Below are 18,680 nucleotides of genomic sequence, written 5' to 3'. Positions count from 1 at the left end.
GACCTGCTCATTACGAATGAGCTGCACTACCAACTGTGCTACACAAGCATATTAAATTTTTGAATTTTGTAAGGTGCTGCACGGCTGTCGCTTTATAATCAGTCCGAGACCTGCTCATTGTCGGTCTGAAATAAGTCGCACTGCTTCGCTTTCGCTCCCATTGCTCCATATTTCTTCCCTTCGCAAACTCCCTTCATCTGCCGCCGGCAGCGGTCGTCTGCTCAGCAAATTCGCTGCACGGGGAGCTGTGCTGCACAAGCATATTTTTACAAAAACATATACTCAACATTATAATTATACAATATCGGCAGAAAAAAGTCAAGAGGCAGGACATATTTTACTGATGCGAACTTAAATATCCGCGCCCCGTATAGTGCCTTTTTTTCGGACGAAAAAAATTCTTGACAAAACTCTCCGTTTATGGTATCATATTAAAAGAGCATCGTCTGCTCGTATAAACGGGTATGAAATTCCGAAATATAGATGTGTGGGCCCTGTGCAACAAGACCCCGTGAACCATGTCAGGCGGGAGACCGAGCAGCATTAAGCGGTGCGTGTTGTGTGCCGCAGCAAGCCTGCACATCTATGTTCCGGAATTTTTCTTTAACAGGGGGTGTGCCGTATGTTCCTCAATATGCTCCTCATCAGAGCAAAGAGAGTACTTCTCTGTGTAAAGCGCTCTCTGGTAAAAGCGGCTGCCTTCGCGTTTCTATGCGTTGCGGTACAGGCGGTGTACTACTTCATAACCGACAGCGGCAGTGACGGCATGGACTGGTTCATGATATTCAATATCATTATAACCTCATTCATCGGCTCACTGGTGGGAGCCACACTGCTCTCACTCAGAGACTACAAGGGAAACCTCTACCACCGTGCTGACGAGGACCTTATCGGCAGCGCCTTTACGGGACTTGGGAAGAAGTCCCTCATGTTTGAAAAGGGACTGGAGCTGTTTGAAAAGAGCAATTTCCGCATGGCTCTTGAGGTCTTTACGGACCTGGGAAGCAGCGACTTCAGGTTCACTCAGCGTGAGACCGCAGTAAACGAGTTCTACCGCGGACGCTGCTATCATATACTCGGTGCCTATCCGAATGCCCTTATGTGCTATGATAAGGCTCAGGAAAACGGCTTCTATATCCCCGAGCTGCCTATCTTCATCGGAAGGTGCATGGCTGCAAACGGGAGCACGGAGCGTGCTGCCGAATATTTTCAGGAGCTGCTCCGGGACGACTACCTCTTTCACGGAAGGATACGCTTTGAGATAGGCAGTATCTACCTGAAGGCAGAACAGGGCGAGAACGCCCTTAAATGGTTCACAGAATCCATCGAAAACGGAGAAAAGACCGCAGACTCTCTGGGCGGAGCCGCCCTGGCAAATGTCATGATAGGCAACTGCGAGGAGGGGGAGCGCTGCTTCCGTCAGGCTCTGGTCAATAATATAAGCGACCCTGTGGAGTTCACAGCTTTCTTCAAGGAGATGCTGGAATCCGCAAAACGAAGCGCAGAAAAAGAACAGTGAAAGGAGAAAAGCTGTGTACAAGGCACTTTACCGCAAGTGGCGTCCTCTGACATTTGATGACGTCATCTCTCAGGAATACACTACAGAAGCCCTGAAAAATCAGATAATCAGCGGAAAGACTGCCCACGCATACCTTTTCACGGGTTCGAGAGGCACGGGTAAGACCACCTGCGCCCGTATCCTTGCAAAGGCGGTGAACTGCCGCAATATGAAGGACGGCAATCCCTGCCTTGAATGTGATATATGCCGTGACGCCGACAGCGGCGCACTTACCGATATAGTGGAAATTGACGCCGCTTCCAACAACGGCGTGGACAATATCCGCGACCTCCGCGATGCCGCAGTTTATACTCCCGAGCGCGGAGCCTACAAGATATACATTATAGATGAGGTGCACATGCTCTCTCAGGGAGCCTTCAATGCCCTCCTTAAAATAATGGAGGAGCCCCCTCCCTATGTGAAGTTCATCCTTGCCACCACCGAGATACACAAGGTGCCTGCTACCATCGTCTCACGCTGTCAGCGCTACGATTTCCGCAGGATCAAGGCTGAGGACATCGCAAAGAGGATAAGCTATATCGCTCAGCAGGAGGAGCTTAACCTCACCGAGGACGGCGCCGCCATGATAGCAAAGCTTGCCGACGGCGGTATGCGTGACGCTGTTTCACTTCTGGACCAGTGCTCCGTATGTGCCGAGGTCATAAACGCCGAGGCTGTATCCACTGCCGCAGGTATCGCAGGCAGAGACTACCTCTACGATATGCTTGAGGCTATATCCGACTCCGACGCCCCAAAGGCTCTCGGTGTCACAGCCACACTCTACGATATGTCAAAGGATCTGACAAGGCTCTGTGAGGAGCTTATCACTCAGCTCCGCAACGTCATGCTCATAAAGGCTTCGCCCGATACCGCGGAAAAGCTCATAGTATGTATGCCCGACGAGCTGGAGCGTCTTAAAGCTCTTGCGGAAAAGACCGACCTCTCCACTGTTATGGACAGACTTTCCGCACTTCAGGAGTGCCGCGAGCATATGCAGAGAGCCATGAACAAGCGCGTGGAGTTCGAGATGACACTGATAAAACTGTGCTCAGGCCCCGCAAAAACAGTTCAGGGTATTGACAATTCAGAAATATATGATAAAATAAAACAGTTGGAGGACAAGATAGCTTCCGCACCGAGAGCCGCCGCAGGTCAGGCTCCCGAGCAGCCCGAGGTCCTTGAGGCAAGTGCCGCACCCTCGGATGAGAAGATAGTCCCCACTATCGACCTGAAAAAGCTGAGATCCGAGGATATTATCCCCTGCGAGCGCTGGGGAGAGGTCCTTGAGGAGTTCAAGAGCATCAATCCTGCCGTTGCGGGAAGCCTTGACGGCTCATTCGCAGGCATCGCAGGCAACTATATCTTCATAACCGCCCAGAACCGCTTCTTCATGGAGCTGTTCAAAGTCAAGGAGAACGCTCAGTCACTGGGTACTGCCATCACAAAGGTGCTGGGACAGCGCTTCATCATCAAGGCAAAGTGCGCTACCACCGTCAACGAGCAGAAAAACCTCGCCGAGAGCATCATCAAAAAGGCTATGGAGAGCAAGATAGAGACAGCTGTGGAAAAGGAAAACGCTTAAAAGCAAATACTATTTGCTTTATATAAATATGAAATCAAATTTTCAAAGGAGAATTTAAAATGAAAGCAAGAATACCAAGGAACGTAAACGGCGGCGGCGCCCAGAATATGAACCAGATGATCAAGCAGGCTCAGAAGATGCAGGATCAGATCACAGAGCTCCAGGAGGACATCGAGGCAAGAGAGTTCTCTGCAACCGCAGGCGGCGGTGCTGTTGAAGTCACCATCTCAGGCAAGAAGACCATCAAGTCTCTCACACTCAAGCCCGAGGTAGTTGACCCCGAGGACATCGATATGCTTCAGGATCTCATCATCAGCGCTGTCAACGAGGCTATCAACAATGTTGAGAACACAACAGAGACAGAGATGAGCAAGATCACAGGCGGAGTTTCTCTCCCCGGTCTTTTCTGATAGATAATGGCAGATCATAACGCGCTCCCGCTGGTCATACTGGCTGAGAAGTTCGCTTCTCTCCCCGGTATCGGCATGAAGTCCGCACAGAGGCTGGCTTATCACGTCATGTCAATGGACGAGGAAGCCGTTGAGGACTTTGCAAAGGCGCTTATCGACGCTAAGAAGAACGTTCACTGCTGCAAGTGCTGCCAGAATCTGACAGAGAGGGATATTTGCCCTATCTGCGACGATCCCCAGCGCGACAGGAGCGTTATCTGCGTGGTCGAGAACCCCAAGGACGTAACTGCCTTTGAGCGTACAAGAGAATACGGGGGAGTATATCATGTGCTCCACGGTCTCCTGTCACCCATGGACGGCATAACTCCCGACAAGCTCCGCGTAAAGGAGCTCCTGGCAAGGATAGCCGAAGGGGGAGTTCAGGAGGTCATCATGGCGACTAACCCCACTGTTGAGGGCGACGCCACCGCAATGTATATAGCAGGTCTGCTGAAGCCCATGGGCATAAAGGTGACCCGTCTCGCATTCGGACTTCCCGTTGGCGGTATCCTGGAATACGCCGACGAGGTTACGCTTTTCAAGGCGCTCGAAAACAGGAATGATATGTAAAAACGGGCTTAATGCCCGTTTTTTTCTGAATATTTTAAAGGAGCTTTCTCTCAAAGAGCAGTACAGGATAGCCCTCGTAGTAGGGCTTGACTATCTCGGGGTGGAGGTCGGCGTAGGCGAAGATAGTGTCCGCCAGTCCCTCCCTGAGGAAGTCCACAAGCTGTGAAAGGGGTCTGTGGTAGAGCTCATCGCAGATGGACGCAAAGGTTATGGCGCGTCTGCCCCCCACCTCCATTATGCGGTAGGGCCAGATACGGCAGTCAAAGGGCTTGTCGTCCCCAAGCATACAGCCCTTGTCCGTAAGGGCGGGACATGAGAACAGCTCGTCCCCCTTCAGCTCGCCCACTCTGAATATGTAGCCCCCGTCCTTGGTGACGAACTCGGTCTGCGGACGGGCAGCCTTTATCCTCTCGCAGAGCTCCGCGGTGAAAACGGGAGTCTCCCAGACGTCATAGCGGTCGAATATACAGCACAGGCGGCACTTTGCACAGGCTTCGCCGCTGAGTATCTTTTTCAGCATGGCTCCTTCTCCTTTCATCAATAAAAAAGGGGCATTTCCGCAATGCCCCTTTCCGATCACTTCTTGATCTTCTCAACGATGTCCTCTACCTTGTCCTTTACCTTTTCGAGGTTCTCCTTGGTAGCCACCTTGCCGACTACATCCTTTACCTTATCGATGTTTTCCTTAGTAGCGACCTTGGAAATTGTCTTCTCGATCTTCTCATCGGGGAGGTCGATGCCTGTTTTCTTTTCAACTGCTTCTACTGCTTTTTTGATCTCCATAGGGGGATACCTTCTTTCGTAAAAATTTGTACTTATATTATACCACATCGGGCAGGAAAAATCAATATATTTTTGCACTTTTGCTGGTGCACCTGAAAATTTACCGAAAAACAGGCAATTGCAACTGCCGCGCGACAAATTGTAAAGCGCAGTTGATTGTATGTAACCGCCCGAAATGTTAGAATAAGACCATAGACCACGGGGGATCTGCCCGTGAAAAATCACAACGGAGGAAATAAATATGATACTTGCAGACAAGATAATCGAACTCAGAAAAAGATCGGGTATGTCACAGGAGGAGCTGGCTGAGAAGCTGGGCGTCAGCCGCCAGTCGGTCTCAAAGTGGGAGGGCGCACAGTCCACTCCCGACATCAACCGCATACTTCAGCTCTCGGAAATATTCAGCGTGAGCACCGATACATTACTTAAAGATGATGAAGACCTTCCCGCAGGAGCTGCTCCGGCAGCTGAGCCCTCGGTGGAGACCGAGCCCCCTCTCAGAAAGGTATCCATGGAGGAGGCAAACAGCTTCCTCGCCGCAAACGAAAAGCGCTCTGTCCGCACACCCATTGGAGTTGTTCTGTGCATACTCAGCGTAGTTCCCACAATTGTCATAGAAAGCCTTGACAGCACCGACAAATTCAGCGATATGCTGGGAGCTCCCCTGCTTTTCATAATGGTCGCCATAGGCGTTGCCCTGTTCATAATCTCGGGACAGAAAATGAAGCCCTATGACTACCTCAGCAGAGAGGGCATCGACACGGAGTACGGAGTTTCGGGCATGGCAGGCGACAAAAAGACCAAGTACACCCCCAAGCACACTATATTCATCGTTATCGGCGTAATGCTGCTGATATTATCATTCCTGCCCACTATGATACTTGACGTTGCAGCTCCCGACAGTGACTTGGCCGATGCTTTATCCGGCGCACTGTTCTTCGGATTTGTGGCTCTGGGAGTAGGTTTCCTCACTCACACAGGCATAATCATGGGCGGCTACAGGAAGCTCCTTGAGGAGGAGGACTTCACACGCAAGAGAAAAAAGCACAGAGGCAGACCCAATCCCGCAATGACAGTTTACTGGTGCTGCATAACAGCGGTATATCTGCTCTGGAGCTTCATCACCCGCGCCTGGGAGGTATCCTGGATAATCTGGGTCCTTGGCGCTATACTCTGCCCCGTTATCGCCATCGTATTCAAGAACAAGGACGAATGATTGACAGTTCCCCTCTTTCGTGGTATAATCAGCACAAAGGAGGGGAATTTCCATGAAAAAATACGATGACCAGCCCATGAATTACGACGAAAACGGTCTGTATCCCGACGAAAAGCCCGAAAACAGCAAGGAATTCAAGGTCATTGATACGATCACGGGTATACTTGTGCTGATATTGTTCGCAGTGGGCGTTATATATATGTTTGTGATGGGAAACCGCAGCGGCGAGCAGTACAAGGCTGTATACGCATTTTTCGCCCTGTTCAGCGGCATCGGACTCATCACCATGATCTCCGACCTTATCAAGGGGAAGAAGCTTCAGGCAGGCTCATTCGTAGCGTTAGCAATAGGTGTTGCAGGCTTCGTTTGTACCCGTATGGTGCTGACAGGCGGCGACAACATGAAAATGAAGATGGTAAAGCTGTTCGCCTATGGTATACCCCTGGCTTTTGCGTGTATCGGAGCCTACTACGCCTCGGCAGGCATAAAGCACGCCCTTGTATCAAAGGATAACTGTACGGCTCATGTTTCCGCGGTCTGCAAGAGCATGACCACCGAAACCGCCGCTACAAACGGCAGAATCACCAGCGTAAAGTACCGTCCCACCTACGAATACACCTTTGACGGCGTGAAATATACGGCACAGGGCGGTCTCACTCAGGCATTCCGTGTGGAAGGGGACAGCTACGATATATTCGTAGACCCGGAAGATCCAAAAATAATAAATGACCCCGAAGCTGAAAAGGAGTCACTGGCAGGAGCCCTGCTCCGCGCACTGTTCCTTATCGGAGGTCCTCTTGCGCTAATGGCGCTGTTTATATTCGCTTTTCACGAAGCAGGAATATAATACCAGATATCGGACAATAATAAAAAGGCAGACCGTTTTGGTCTGCCTTTGATGTTTTTATCAGAGCTTGTTCTTCTCTTCCTCAATGAGCTTGAGAAGGTCGTCAACGGACATATCCGCAGCCTTCTTCTTGCGCTCGTTGTGCTCGGTCTTGCTGATGATGTCAGAAATATCAGGTGTGCTGCTCTTTCTGGGCGGCTTGGGAGCTGCTGTTGAAGGAGCGGACTGGCTTCTCAGAGGAGTTGTCTTGGGAACGTCATTTCTTGACATCTCTGCAAGCTGGCTCTTTGAGAGGATACCTGTGTTATCGCTTACAGGCTCGGAAGGTGCCTGCTGAGGAGTGCTTGTGGTCTTGATGTTGAAGGTGCCTGTGCGCTCAGCCTCGGCTGTCTTGCGGAGCATTTCCTCTCTGAGGGCGTCGGCTGTGGGAGCTGTAGACGATGAACCGCCCACATTTCTTGCAGCAAATGTGCTCTCGGCACTGCGCTGTGCCTTGAACTGCATTGTGCGCTCCTTCTCCTTCTGATAGGGAGAATCGGGATTTACCTTCTTCTGACTGAAGTTCTCGGCAATGGACATCTTCTTGCGCTCAAGCTCGTTGCTGGGCTGGATCTCCTGAGAAGGCTCAAACAGGGGATTGGCAGTCTTGTCGTGGATATTCTTCCTGCTCTCGAAGTCTGCTCTTTCCTTTTCCTTCTCGTCGTACTCGTAGAAGCCGAACTCATCGTCGTCATCGCCCTTGTTGGAAGCGATCTTTGCAATGAGGAAGATCACCAGGAGCACGCAGGGGAGCACCAGAAGTGCCAGTATGCCCTTGATGCCCGAAGCAAATCTTATAAGTCCGCCGATCTCGTCGCTCTGGGTATGACCTGTGCAGAGAGCAGCGATCTTGTCCTTGGTTATGGGCTCAGAGCTGCCAACATTGGTAGCGTCTGCGGTAACGTACTTTTCTGTGCCGTCCTCAGCGGTAACGATGTCGTAGATACTGAGAACGCGGAGCTTGTCGGGCTCGGCAGCGGGATAGGCGAGAACGATGTCGCCCTTTGCGATAGTGAGATCCTTAGCGTCGGGAGCTATAAGAGCCGCACCTGTGCTTACGTTGTTGCCCATGTTGTCGGATTCCTTCACAACGTAAACATAGTTTCCGAAGAGCTTGGGGGTCTTGCCGCCCGAGAATGCAATATTTACAAATATCGAGATAACGATCAGAATGATACAGATCACGATAAGAACGAACTTAAGTACCGAGAAACGCTTTTTCTTTTCCATTTTACATCACCTTTTTCATTTTCTTTTGTTGTCTTTTTCTACACTTTTTTCTCTGCGGCTCTGTTTTTCGGGAACCGCTTTATCTATTATATCACATATTATTACAAATTTCAAACATTTTCTAAGTTTTATCTTTTAAAAATATAGAAAATTTTTTCAAACCAAATTTTTTCGTGTTTCTGCACAAATATGAACTCCGCTTATCTCTCATTCAGTCAATATGCACAATACAAAAACGCAGCTTCGGGACAGGTCATGCTGAGTTTTTGGCGATTTTCCGCAATATATAAATTTAGTGGACAAATATTTGTTGAAATAAGCACTTGAAATATCTTATAAATCATAGTATAATTAAAGATGTATACCGCTTGTAGAATAATTTCTCCCCATTTCCCGAAAGCACGTTTGTTATAGGAAGGGCGAGTTATACAAAAGGTAATAACGCCGCTTCTGCGGCAGAATGGAGATCAGATATGGCTACAAAAAAAGCAAACCCTCTCATGGACAGGATCAAGGAAGAGTTCCCGAGAAAACTTCAGCTTTTGTACAGCGTTTCTCCCGAGGAAGCTTCAGACAAGCAGGTTTACCATGTTCTTTCCTCGATAATCGTGGAAATTCTTGGTGCAAAGAGGCAGAGCTTCATCAATCACACCCACTCGGTGGGCGGTAAGCAGATCTACTACCTTTCAATGGAGTTCCTCATGGGACGCTCCCTCAAAACAAGCATCTACAATCTCGAGCTTGCTGACGGCATAAAGTCCATGCTGAAGCAGTATGACATCAATCTCGATAAGATATACGAAAACGAGCCCGATGCAGGTCTGGGCAACGGCGGTCTGGGAAGACTTGCTGCCTGCTACCTTGACGGTCTTGCTACCATGGGCTTCCCCGCAATGGGCTATTCTATCTGCTATGAGTACGGCATCTTCCAGCAGAAGCTGGAGGACGGCTGGCAGACAGAGCTCCCCGACAACTGGCTCCCCGGCGGCTCAGTATGGCTGGTGCCCAAGCCCGAGCTCTCCATCGACGTCCACTTTGAGGGCGACCTTCAGGAGTACTGGGACAACCAGTATCACTACATCTCTCATGTTAACTACAATACCGTTGTGGCTACGCCCTACGATATGTACGTTTCGGGCTACGACTCAGAAGGAGTTTCCGTGCTCCGTCTATGGTCCGCAAAGGCGCCCAACTTCGATATGGAAATGTTCAACAAGGGCAACTATGAGAGCGCTCTTGCCCAGAACTCCATCGCAAACGCCATCTCGAAGATACTCTACCCCAACGACAACCACCTGGAGGGCAAGAGCCTCCGTCTCCGCCAGCAGTACTTCCTCTGCGCAGCTTCCATCGGCGACATCGTAAACACCCACATGAACGTTTACGGCACCCTTGAAAACCTGGCTGACAAGGTGGCTATCCACATAAACGATACTCACCCCACCCTTGCTATCCCCGAGCTCATGCGCATACTCCTTGACGACTGCGGATACAGCTGGGAGAAGTCATGGGACATCGTGACAAAGACCTTCGCCTACACAAACCATACAGTTATGGCTGAGGCTCTGGAGAAATGGGACGTTAACCTCGTAAAGTCAGTTATCCCGAGAATTTTCTCCATCATCGTTGAGATAAACAACCGCTACTGCGCTTCTCTCATGGAGAGAAACGGCGGCGACAGCGCAAAGACTACCCGTATGTCCATCATCAAGGACAACCAGATACACATGGCTACACTCTGCGTTGCGGCTTCACACAGCGTAAACGGCGTTTCCAAGCTCCACTCGCAGATAATCAAGGACTCTGTATTCCATGACGAATACGAGAATACTCCCGAGAAGTTCAAGAACGTCACCAACGGTATCGCATACAGAAGATGGCTCTATCAGTCCAATCCGGGACTTACAAAGCTGCTGAAGGACACTATCGGTCCCAAGTTCATCAAGGACGGCGCAGAGCTTGAAAAGTTCCGCAAGTTCCAGGACGATAAGGAGGTCCTCACAAAGCTCATGGACGTAAAGAAGGCAAACAAGGAAGCCTTCGCAAAATACGTCAAGAACGGATCCGGCATCATACTCAATACAGACAGTATTTTCGACGTTCAGGTAAAGCGTCTCCACGAATACAAGAGACAGCACCTCAATGTCATGAATATCCTTACGGATTACGCATATCTCCTCAATGACCCCGATGCTCCCTTTACTCCCAAGACCTATATCTTCGCAGCAAAGGCAGCTCCCGGCTATTATCTGGCAAAGCAGATAATAAAGCTCATCTGGGCTATCTCCGAGGAGATAAGAAAGAACCCCAGGATCAACCAGAAGCTCTCAGTTGTGTTCCTTGAGAATTACTGCGTAACTCTCTCAGAGCACCTTATGCCTGCTTCCGACGTTTCCGAACAGATCTCCCTTGCGGGTACAGAGGCTTCGGGTACGGGCAATATGAAGCTCATGCTCAACGGCGCAGTCACACTTGGTACTCTCGACGGTGCCAACATCGAGATAAAGGAAGCCTGCGGCGACGATAACATCGTTATCTTCGGCATGACGACTCCCGAGGTAAACGACCTCAGGGCAAGAGGCTACAATCCCTGCGAGCGCTACAACAATGACGGACGAATCCACGAGGCTATCGACCGTATGTACCACGGCATAAACGGCTGTACCTTCAACGATGTGGCAAATTCACTGAAGGACAGAGACCCCTATATGGTGCTTGCCGACTTCGACAGCTACAGAAATGCACAGCAGTATATCACTGAGTGCTACAACGATAAGCTGAAGTGGGCTAAGATGTCACTCAACAATATCGCAGGCGCAGGTATCTTCTCGGCAGACCGCGCTGTAACGGAATACGCCGACAACATCTGGCATTTAAGATGACCGGAGCATAAAATACAATAAGGGGACGTTGTTTTCTTCGTCCCCTTTTTTACCTTTTTGCAGATACACCCATAAGGGATTATTGATAACGGAGTGTTATGTTTATATGAGACCTATCTATGATACATGGAATTTAGGCTATAAATCAATATTCGGTGCGGTAAGGCAGTTCGAGACCTGCCGCTTCACCATCAGGCTTCCCAAGGATACAGTCCCCGACTTCTCTCCAGTGCTGGTGCTGTTCAGAACAGGCTTCAAGGAACGCTTCATCACCATGAACGAGGTCACCGAGGAGGAGGACTGCATAGCCTATACAGCCGAGTACAACGCCAGATACACCGATGTCCACTACTACTATTTCTCCTATACCACAGGAGGAATACGCCACTATATCAAGAAGGTGAACGTCCACGAGGGCGGTCTGGACCAGGGAGATATGTTCCAGCTGACAGTATACAAGAATACCTATGAGACCCCCGATTTCCTCAAGGGCGGCGTTATGTACCAGATATTCCCCGACCGCTTCTGCAAAAGCGGCAAGCCCAAGGAGAATATCCCCGAGGGCAGAGTTCTCCGCGAGGACTGGGAGGGTACTCCTTTCTACAAGCCCGACGAGAACGGTCATGTCTGGAACAACGACTACTTCGGCGGCGATTTCGCAGGCATACAGTCAAAGCTCCCCTATCTCAAGAGCCTGGGAGTTACCTGCATTTACCTCAATCCCATTTTCGAGTCTCATGAGAACCACAGGTACAATACCGCAGACTACATGAAGGCTGACCCTCTTCTCGGCACCAACGAGGAGTTCGAGGAGCTGTGCAGAGAAGCTGACAGTATGGGCATTTCCGTCATTCTGGACGGCGTTTTCTCCCATACCGGCGCTGACAGCGTTTACTTCAACAAGTTCGGACGCTATCCCGAGGTCGGCGCCTTCCAGTCAAAGGACAGCAAGTATTATGACTGGTATTCATTCATAGATTATCCAAATACATACGAAGCATGGTGGGGCATCGACACCCTCCCCAACGTATGTGAGAACAACGAGGACTACACCGAGTTCATCTGCGGTGAGGATGGCGTACTCCGATACTGGATGGACAGAGGTGCCGCAGGCTGGCGTCTGGACGTAGCCGACGAGCTCCCCGACCAGTTCCTCAATAACCTGAGAAAATGCGTTAAGGGCTATGACAAGGACAAGATAATCATCGGAGAGGTCTGGGAGGACGCCTCCAACAAGGAGAGCTACGGCGTAAAGCGCCGCTATCTCCTGGGCGACCAGCTTGACTCCGTTATGAACTACCCCTTCCGCGAGGCTATAATCAGCTTCATGAAGGGCGGCAAGCCCATTGACTTCATAAATTCCGTCATGACTATCGTGGAGAACTACCCCAAGCCCACCATCGACGTGCTCATGAACTTCGTCTCGACCCACGACATCGAGCGTGCCATAAACCGTCTCGGCGGCGAGAACTGTGACGACAAGAGCAAGGACTGGATGGCGGAAAAATGGCTCTCGGAGGAGCAGTACGCCCACGGCAAGGAGCTGCTCAAGGCAGCAATGGCTCTCCAGTTCTTCCTCCCCGGAGTTCCCAGCATATACTACGGCGACGAGGCAGGACTTCAGGGCTACAAGGACCCCTTCAACCGCCGCTGCTATCCCTGGGGACATGAGGACACCGACCTTATCGCCTATGTTTCCGAGCTCAGCCGCGTAAGGAAGTCCATTCCCAATACCATCGACGGAAGGATATACTTCGTCATCAACGAAAAGGAGGTCCACGACAGCCGTCTCATCGGCTTCACCCGTCAGGGTCAGAAGCTGGACTACATCTTCTTCGTCAACAGAAGCGGAGACACTGTCTGTCTCGGCAATATGAGCGGTATACTGTCCCGTTTTGAGGACCTTCAGCCCTTCTACGGCGAATTCATGGACGATACCATTACCGTAAAGCCCTACGGCTATACCATCATCAAGGCAAAATTCGTAAAATAACAGCGTAAAGCCGAAAATATTGACATATGGGCAATGCTGTGATATACTTGAGAAAAACGTGAAAGGAAACAACATGGATAAGCCGGAAATTCTTTATATGGTCGTTCCGTGCTACAACGAGCAGGAGGTACTGCGCGAGACCGCGGAACAGCTGAAAAACAAATACTCTGCACTTATCTCTCAGAAACTCATATCCCCCGAGAGCCGTATCGTGTTCGTGAATGACGGCTCATCTGACAGCACCTGGAGCATTATAAGGGAGCTCCACAGCGCTGAGCCGAACCTTTTCTCGGGTATCGACCTCGCCCACAACAGCGGTCACCAGAACGCCGTTCTTGCGGGACTCATGACCGTCAAGGAGCTCTGCGATATGTGCATAACCATGGACGCCGACCTCCAGGACGATGTCAACACCATCGACGAGATGGTGAAGAAATACTATGAGGGAAATCAGGTGGTATACGGCGTGAGAAGCGCCCGTGACACCGACACATTCTTCAAAAAATCCACTGCCGAGGCCTTCTATAAGTTCATGAAGGTAATGGGCGCTGACGTGGTCTATAACCATGCGGACTTCCGCCTTATGAGCAGGAGGGTCCTTCAGGAGCTTTCGGGCTTCAAGGAGGTAAACCTGTTCCTCCGCGGCATGGTGCCCCTTATCGGCTTCCAGAACTGCAAGGTCTACTACGAGCGCCACGAGAGAGCCGCAGGCGAGAGCAAGTACCCCCTGAGAAAGATGCTGGCATTCGCCGTAAACGGCATCACCTCCTTCAGCACCAAGCCCCTGAAGCTCATAACGGCTCTGGGCTTCATCATGTCCGTAGCCAGCATTCTTGCCTTTATATGGGCGTTCATCGCAAAGATAGGCGGCTTTACCGAGCACGGCTGGTCCAGTACGATCTGCTCCATATGGCTCATAGGCGGCTTGCAGCTTTTCTGCCTGGGCATAATCGGCGAGTACATAGGCAAGATATACGCCGAGGTCAAGCAGAGACCGCGGTACATCATCGCGGAATTCCTGAATGATAACGGGAATAAAAACGACGAAAAATGATAGGGAGTATTTGATATGGACGCTATTATCAACAGCTTTTCCGGTTTTCTCTCGCAGTACTGGGCTATAATTTTATTTATCATCGTACTGATAATACTCATAAAGATAAAGCACAAGATAAAAAAGGCTATTTTCTTTGCGGTACTCATAGGTGCAGCCCTGTTCGCATCGGGCGTTACCTTCTTCAATATCCAATGATATTAATGTGTAGGGGCTGGCGTCCCCGACAGCCCGTTTTGTGGGACGTCAGGGATGCTGTCCCCTGCATTTTTTATTTGTGCCGGGACTTTCTGGCGCCGAAAGGGCGCCCTGCAATTACGCATCGACGGGAGCCCGGGGGCGGGCTCCCCTACAATGGCTAAAAAGTCTTGACTTTTTCCCGCGTTTGAGTTACAATATAATGTGACTATTAAATTTTAAAGCGAGGTTGCTCATTATGCTTAAAAACAATGAAAAAGTAATGGATAAGATCGTTGACCTTTGTAAATCCAAGGGCTTTGTATACCCCGGCTCGGAAATTTACGGCGGTCTTGCAAATACATGGGACTACGGTCCTCTCGGCGTTGAGCTGAAAAACAATATCAAGAGAGCATGGATGAAGAAATTCGTTCAGGAGAACAAGTACAACGTAGGTCTTGACTCCGCTATCCTCATGAACCCCCAGACCTGGGTGGCTTCCGGACATATCGGCGGATTCTCAGACCCCCTCATGGACTGTAAGGAGTGTAAGACCCGTCACCGTGCCGACAACCTCATCGAGGACTTCGACGGCACCAACGTAGCAGGCTGGTCCAACGAGCAGATGATGGACTACATCAAGGAAAAAGGCATTGTCTGCCCTAACTGCGGCAAGCAGAACTTCACTGATATACGTCAGTTCAACCTTATGTTCAAGACATTCCAGGGCGTTACAGAGGACAGCAAGTCTGAGCTCTATCTCCGTCCCGAGACTGCACAGGGTATCTTCGTAAACTTCGCAAATATCCAGAGAACTACCCGTAAAAAGGTGCCTTTCGGCGTTGCTCAGGTAGGTAAGTCATTCCGTAACGAGATCACTCCCGGAAACTTCATCTTCCGTGTAAGAGAGTTCGAGCAGATGGAGCTTGAGTTCTTCTGCAAGCCCGGCACAGACCTTGAGTGGTTCGACTACTGGAGAAGCTACTGCAAGAACTTCCTCCTCTCACTGGGACTCAAGGAGGAGAACCTCCGTCTCCGTGACCACGATAAGGAGGAGCTCTGCTTCTACTCAAAGGCTACTACCGACTTCGAGTACCTCTTCCCCTTCGGCTGGGGCGAGCTCTGGGGCGTTGCCGACAGAACCGACTACGACCTGACACAGCACATCAACACCAGCGGAAAGTCACTTGAATACTTCGATCCCGAGACAAACGAGAAGTACATTCCTTACGTTATCGAGCCTTCTCTCGGTGTTGAGAGACTCTTCCTCTCCATCGTTACAGAGGCTTACGACGAAGAGGAGATCGTCTCCACCGACAAGAACGGCAACGAGAAGAAGGAAACAAGAACAGTTATGCACTTCCATCCCGCACTTGCTCCCTTCAAGGCAGCTGTTCTGCCCCTCGTAAAGAAGCTCACTCCCAAGGCTGAGGAAGTATACGATATGCTCTCCAAGAAGTTCATGGTAGACTTCGACGAGGCAGGTACCATCGGTAAGAGATACCGCCGTCAGGACGAGATCGGTACACCTTTCTGCATCACATATGACTTCGATACACTTGAGAAGGACAACTGTGTAACAGTCCGTGACCGTGATACAATGCAGCAGGAGAGAGTTGCTATCGATGACCTCGTAGCTTACCTCGAAGCTAAAATGGTATTCTAATTGCAGGGGCGGCAGAATGCCGCCCCTTAATTATGCATAAAAAGGGCACCCGAAGGTGCCCTTTTTTTTATTTCGTTACCTGTCCCTTGCGGTATCTTCCGAAGAATATACCGTCATCGACGTATTTATCAGCCTGTGATACCCACATAGGGAATTTTCCCGTAGCCAGAGCAGTCTGACCGTTGAGCATTCCCGTGTGGAAGGAGATATGCCTGAACTGTCTCAGTACCAGCTCCATGCGCGTGTGCTCGCAGTTTTCGGGGCATTCATAGAGCATTTCGTCCGTGAGACTGTCGATGTAATCGAGAGTCTTTTTCTCAACAGCGTCCAGATACTCTAAAAGCTGCTCGTCCGAGAGAACTACCGTCGTGGGATTATCGGGATTGTCCATGCCCTCCTCATGGAAAGGCGGCTCATCGTAAACACAGGGATTTATGAACCACTTGTCCGCTGAATGTATAGCGTGATACGCCCACCTCCAGCAGGGAGAGCCGCAGCAGAGAGCGTCTCTGTCGTAAGTTCGCAGTGAAGTCCTTATGTTCATAAAGTTAGGGATCACCATTTCCCTGATTATCTTGCAAAGCTCGTTCATAAATATCCCTCCGTTTATAATAATATTGATATAAAAGCCGCCGCCCTCAGACTAAAGGCTAAGGGCTGACGGCTAAAGGCTTTTTTACAGTGTGTCGATGATGTCGAGAGAGTGCTCCTCGTTCATGGTTCTGCACATCTCGATGAACTTGTCAAGAGGCACGTTCTTGAGCTGCTTGTTTCCTCTGATGTTGATGGAGACCTGCTCGTTCTCAGCCTCGCTGTCACCGATGATGACAACATAGGGATCCTTGTAGTCCTTGAAACGTCTGATCTTGTTCTTCATGTTGTCGTCGGTGTAGTCCACCTCAGCTCTGATACGGTTCTTCTTGAGAAGATCGGCTACCTTCTTGGCGTAGTCGTTATGATCTGTTCTGATAGGAACGATACCTACCTGCATAGGAGACAGCCAGAATGGGAATGCTCCTGCGAAGTTCTCGGTGATGATACCGATAAATCTCTCGAATGAACCGAATATAGCTCTGTGTATCATTACAGGCTGCTTCTCCGAGCCGTCGGAAGCGATGTACTTCATCTTGAAGTTGAGGGGAAGCTGGAAGTCGAGCTGGATAGTACCCATCTGCCACTCACGGCCGATAGCGTCCTTCATCTTCAGGTCGATCTTAGGACCGTAGAATGCGCCGTCGCCCTCGTTGAGCTCGTATCCGTCGGGACCGTACTTCTCCTCGAGGATAGCCTTCAGGTCAGCCTCAGCCTTGTCCCAAACCTTGATGTCGCCCATGAAGTCCTCGGGACGTGTTGAGAGCTCAGCCTTGTACTCAAGACCGAATGTGTTGTATATCTCGGTTGCGATGTCCATTATATCGTTGATCTCGGAAGCGATCTGCTCCTCGGTTACCAGGATATGAGCATCGTCCTGTCTGAACTGCTGTACGCGGAAAAGACCGTTGAGCTCGCCTGACTTCTCCTTACGGTGGATAACGTCAACCTGATTGAACTTGAGGGGAAGCTCCTTGTAAGAGCGCTGTCTGTTCATATAAACCTTGATAGCGTTGGGGCAGTTCATAGGCTTAGCGCAGTAGACCTCGTTGTCCTCCTCGGCAGGGATAACGAACATACCGTCCTGATAGTGATCCCAGTGACCCGAAGTCACCCACAGCTCCTTCTTGGAAAGAACAGGGCCTGAGATCTCTGTATAGCCGTGATCCTCGTGAACGCCTCTCCAGTATTCAAGAAGTGCGTTGAACAGCTTCCAGCCTCTGGGGAGCCAGTAGGGCATACCGGGAGCTGTGTGGTCGAACATGAACAGAGCCAGCTCCTTGCCCAGCTTCTTGTGGTCGCGGAGCTTAGCCTCCTCGATCATCTTGAGGTATTCGTCAAGCTGTGAAGCCTTGGGGAATGCGATAGCGTAAACACGGCTGAGCATCTTGTTCTTCTCGTTTCCTCTCCAGTAAGCACCTGTGCATGAGAGGAGCTTGAATGCCTTTACGGGACCTGTTGTCATAAGGTGAGGACCTGCACAGAGGTCAACGAACTCACCCTGCTTGTAGAATGAGATAGGCTCGCCCTTGTCAACGTGCTCCTCACAGAGCTCTACCTTGTAGGGCTCGTCCATTTCCTTCAGCTTTGCAACAGCCTCGGCAGGAGAGAGCTCGAACTTCTCAAGCTCAAGATCCTCCTTGACGATCTTCTTCATCTCAGCCTCAATCTTCTCCAGCTCCTCGGGAGTGAAGGGCTTCTCAAGGTCAAAGTCATAGTAAAAGCCGTTGTCGATAGCAGGACCGATAGCCAGCTTTGCAGCAGGGTAAAGTCTCTTTACAGCCTGTGCAAGGATATGGGAAGCTGTGTGCCAGAGGGTCTTCTTGCCGTCGAGGCTGTCAAATGTACATACCTCGAAGTGGCAGTCACCGTCGATGACTGTGCGGAGATCCTTTACCTCGCCGTTTACCTTTACGCAGCAGGCAGCCTTGTAAAGTCCCATGCCGATACCCTTGATTATCTCAGCAGCTGACTGTGCAGCCTCGATCTGACGGACACTGCCGTCGGGAAGTGTTAAATTGATCATGTCGATCTCTCCTTTTT

Annotated in this window: 16 protein-coding genes and 1 other RNA gene; 12 read left to right on the top strand and 5 right to left on the bottom strand. The window is 50.4% G+C overall.

What is annotated here, in order from left to right:
• Window positions 1-485: 485 nt before the first annotated feature.
• From ffs to recR, 5 genes are all read left to right on the top strand, one after another.
• Window positions 486-584, top strand: an RNA gene (gene ffs, locus T488_RS19435) — signal recognition particle sRNA small type.
• Between the two features lie 38 nt (window positions 585-622).
• Entirely contained in the window at window positions 623-1,519 is an 897-nt protein-coding gene (locus T488_RS0115435; protein WP_028521589.1) for a tetratricopeptide repeat protein, read from the top strand.
• A gap of 13 nt (window positions 1,520-1,532) precedes the next feature.
• Window positions 1,533-3,140: a DNA polymerase III subunit gamma/tau gene (dnaX, locus tag T488_RS0115430; protein WP_028521588.1), complete on the top strand. Its 1,608-nt coding sequence runs from the start codon at window positions 1,533-1,535 to the stop codon at window positions 3,138-3,140.
• Between the two features lie 59 nt (window positions 3,141-3,199).
• Window positions 3,200-3,550, top strand: a complete 351-nt coding sequence (locus tag T488_RS0115425) for a YbaB/EbfC family nucleoid-associated protein (protein ID WP_028521587.1) — start codon at window positions 3,200-3,202, stop codon at window positions 3,548-3,550.
• A 6-nt stretch (window positions 3,551-3,556) separates the two neighbouring features.
• Window positions 3,557-4,159 (top strand): recombination mediator RecR, encoded by a 603-nt coding sequence (gene recR, locus T488_RS0115420; protein ID WP_028521586.1) that lies wholly within the window; start codon window positions 3,557-3,559, stop codon window positions 4,157-4,159.
• A 34-nt stretch (window positions 4,160-4,193) separates the two neighbouring features.
• Here recR and T488_RS0115415 read toward each other — a convergent pair whose 3' ends face one another.
• Entirely contained in the window at window positions 4,194-4,679 is a 486-nt protein-coding gene (locus T488_RS0115415; RefSeq protein ID WP_028521585.1) for a YkgJ family cysteine cluster protein, read from the bottom strand.
• A 56-nt stretch (window positions 4,680-4,735) separates the two neighbouring features.
• The gene (locus T488_RS18285) at window positions 4,736-4,942 is read right to left on the bottom strand and encodes a hypothetical protein (RefSeq protein WP_037298565.1); all 207 of its coding nucleotides are present in this window, start codon (window positions 4,940-4,942) and stop codon (window positions 4,736-4,738) included.
• Window positions 4,943-5,183: 241 nt separating this feature from the next.
• Here T488_RS18285 and T488_RS0115405 point away from each other — a divergent pair, with 241 nt between their 5' ends.
• Window positions 5,184-6,158 carry a helix-turn-helix domain-containing protein gene (locus T488_RS0115405; RefSeq protein ID WP_028521584.1) on the top strand — a complete coding sequence of 325 codons (975 nt, stop codon included), beginning with the start codon at window positions 5,184-5,186 and terminating at the stop codon, window positions 6,156-6,158.
• Window positions 6,159-6,210: 52 nt separating this feature from the next.
• The gene (locus tag T488_RS0115400) at window positions 6,211-7,005 is read left to right on the top strand and encodes a DUF3592 domain-containing protein (protein ID WP_028521583.1); all 795 of its coding nucleotides are present in this window, start codon (window positions 6,211-6,213) and stop codon (window positions 7,003-7,005) included.
• A gap of 60 nt (window positions 7,006-7,065) precedes the next feature.
• Here the strand turns inward: T488_RS0115400 and T488_RS0115395 are convergent, their stop codons facing one another.
• Window positions 7,066-8,274 (bottom strand): hypothetical protein, encoded by a 1,209-nt coding sequence (locus T488_RS0115395; protein ID WP_028521582.1) that lies wholly within the window; start codon window positions 8,272-8,274, stop codon window positions 7,066-7,068.
• Window positions 8,275-8,747: 473 nt separating this feature from the next.
• Here T488_RS0115395 and T488_RS0115390 point away from each other — a divergent pair, with 473 nt between their 5' ends.
• The 5 genes from T488_RS0115390 to T488_RS0115370 all read left to right on the top strand — a co-directional run bounded on the left by T488_RS0115390 (window position 8,748) and on the right by T488_RS0115370 (window position 16,046).
• Entirely contained in the window at window positions 8,748-11,156 is a 2,409-nt protein-coding gene (locus T488_RS0115390; RefSeq protein WP_051536518.1) for a glycogen/starch/alpha-glucan phosphorylase, read from the top strand.
• Window positions 11,157-11,262: 106 nt separating this feature from the next.
• Entirely contained in the window at window positions 11,263-13,149 is a 1,887-nt protein-coding gene (locus T488_RS0115385; protein ID WP_028521580.1) for a glycoside hydrolase family 13 protein, read from the top strand.
• Window positions 13,150-13,222: 73 nt separating this feature from the next.
• Complete coding sequence (locus T488_RS0115380; protein ID WP_028521579.1) at window positions 13,223-14,203, top strand: glycosyltransferase family 2 protein; 981 nt, start codon at window positions 13,223-13,225, stop codon at window positions 14,201-14,203.
• Window positions 14,204-14,218: 15 nt separating this feature from the next.
• Complete coding sequence (locus T488_RS0115375) at window positions 14,219-14,401, top strand: hypothetical protein (RefSeq protein ID WP_028521578.1); 183 nt, start codon at window positions 14,219-14,221, stop codon at window positions 14,399-14,401.
• Window positions 14,402-14,639: 238 nt separating this feature from the next.
• Window positions 14,640-16,046, top strand: a complete 1,407-nt coding sequence (locus tag T488_RS0115370) for a glycine--tRNA ligase (protein WP_028521577.1) — start codon at window positions 14,640-14,642, stop codon at window positions 16,044-16,046.
• Between the two features lie 67 nt (window positions 16,047-16,113).
• Here the strand turns inward: T488_RS0115370 and T488_RS0115365 are convergent, their stop codons facing one another.
• On the bottom strand, window positions 16,114-16,638 hold the full coding sequence (locus T488_RS0115365; protein WP_028521576.1) for a hypothetical protein: 525 nt from the start codon (window positions 16,636-16,638) through the stop codon (window positions 16,114-16,116).
• Window positions 16,639-16,722: 84 nt separating this feature from the next.
• Window positions 16,723-18,663, bottom strand: coding sequence for a threonine--tRNA ligase (gene thrS, locus T488_RS0115360; RefSeq protein WP_028521575.1), 1,941 nt, complete (start codon window positions 18,661-18,663; stop codon window positions 16,723-16,725).
• Window positions 18,664-18,680: the final 17 nt, after the last annotated feature.

It is taken from the genome of Ruminococcus flavefaciens ND2009 (assembly GCF_000621785.1).
Taxonomy (GTDB): domain Bacteria; phylum Bacillota; class Clostridia; order Oscillospirales; family Ruminococcaceae; genus Ruminococcus; species Ruminococcus flavefaciens_C.
This window is presented reverse-complemented; position numbering and strand designations above follow the sequence as displayed.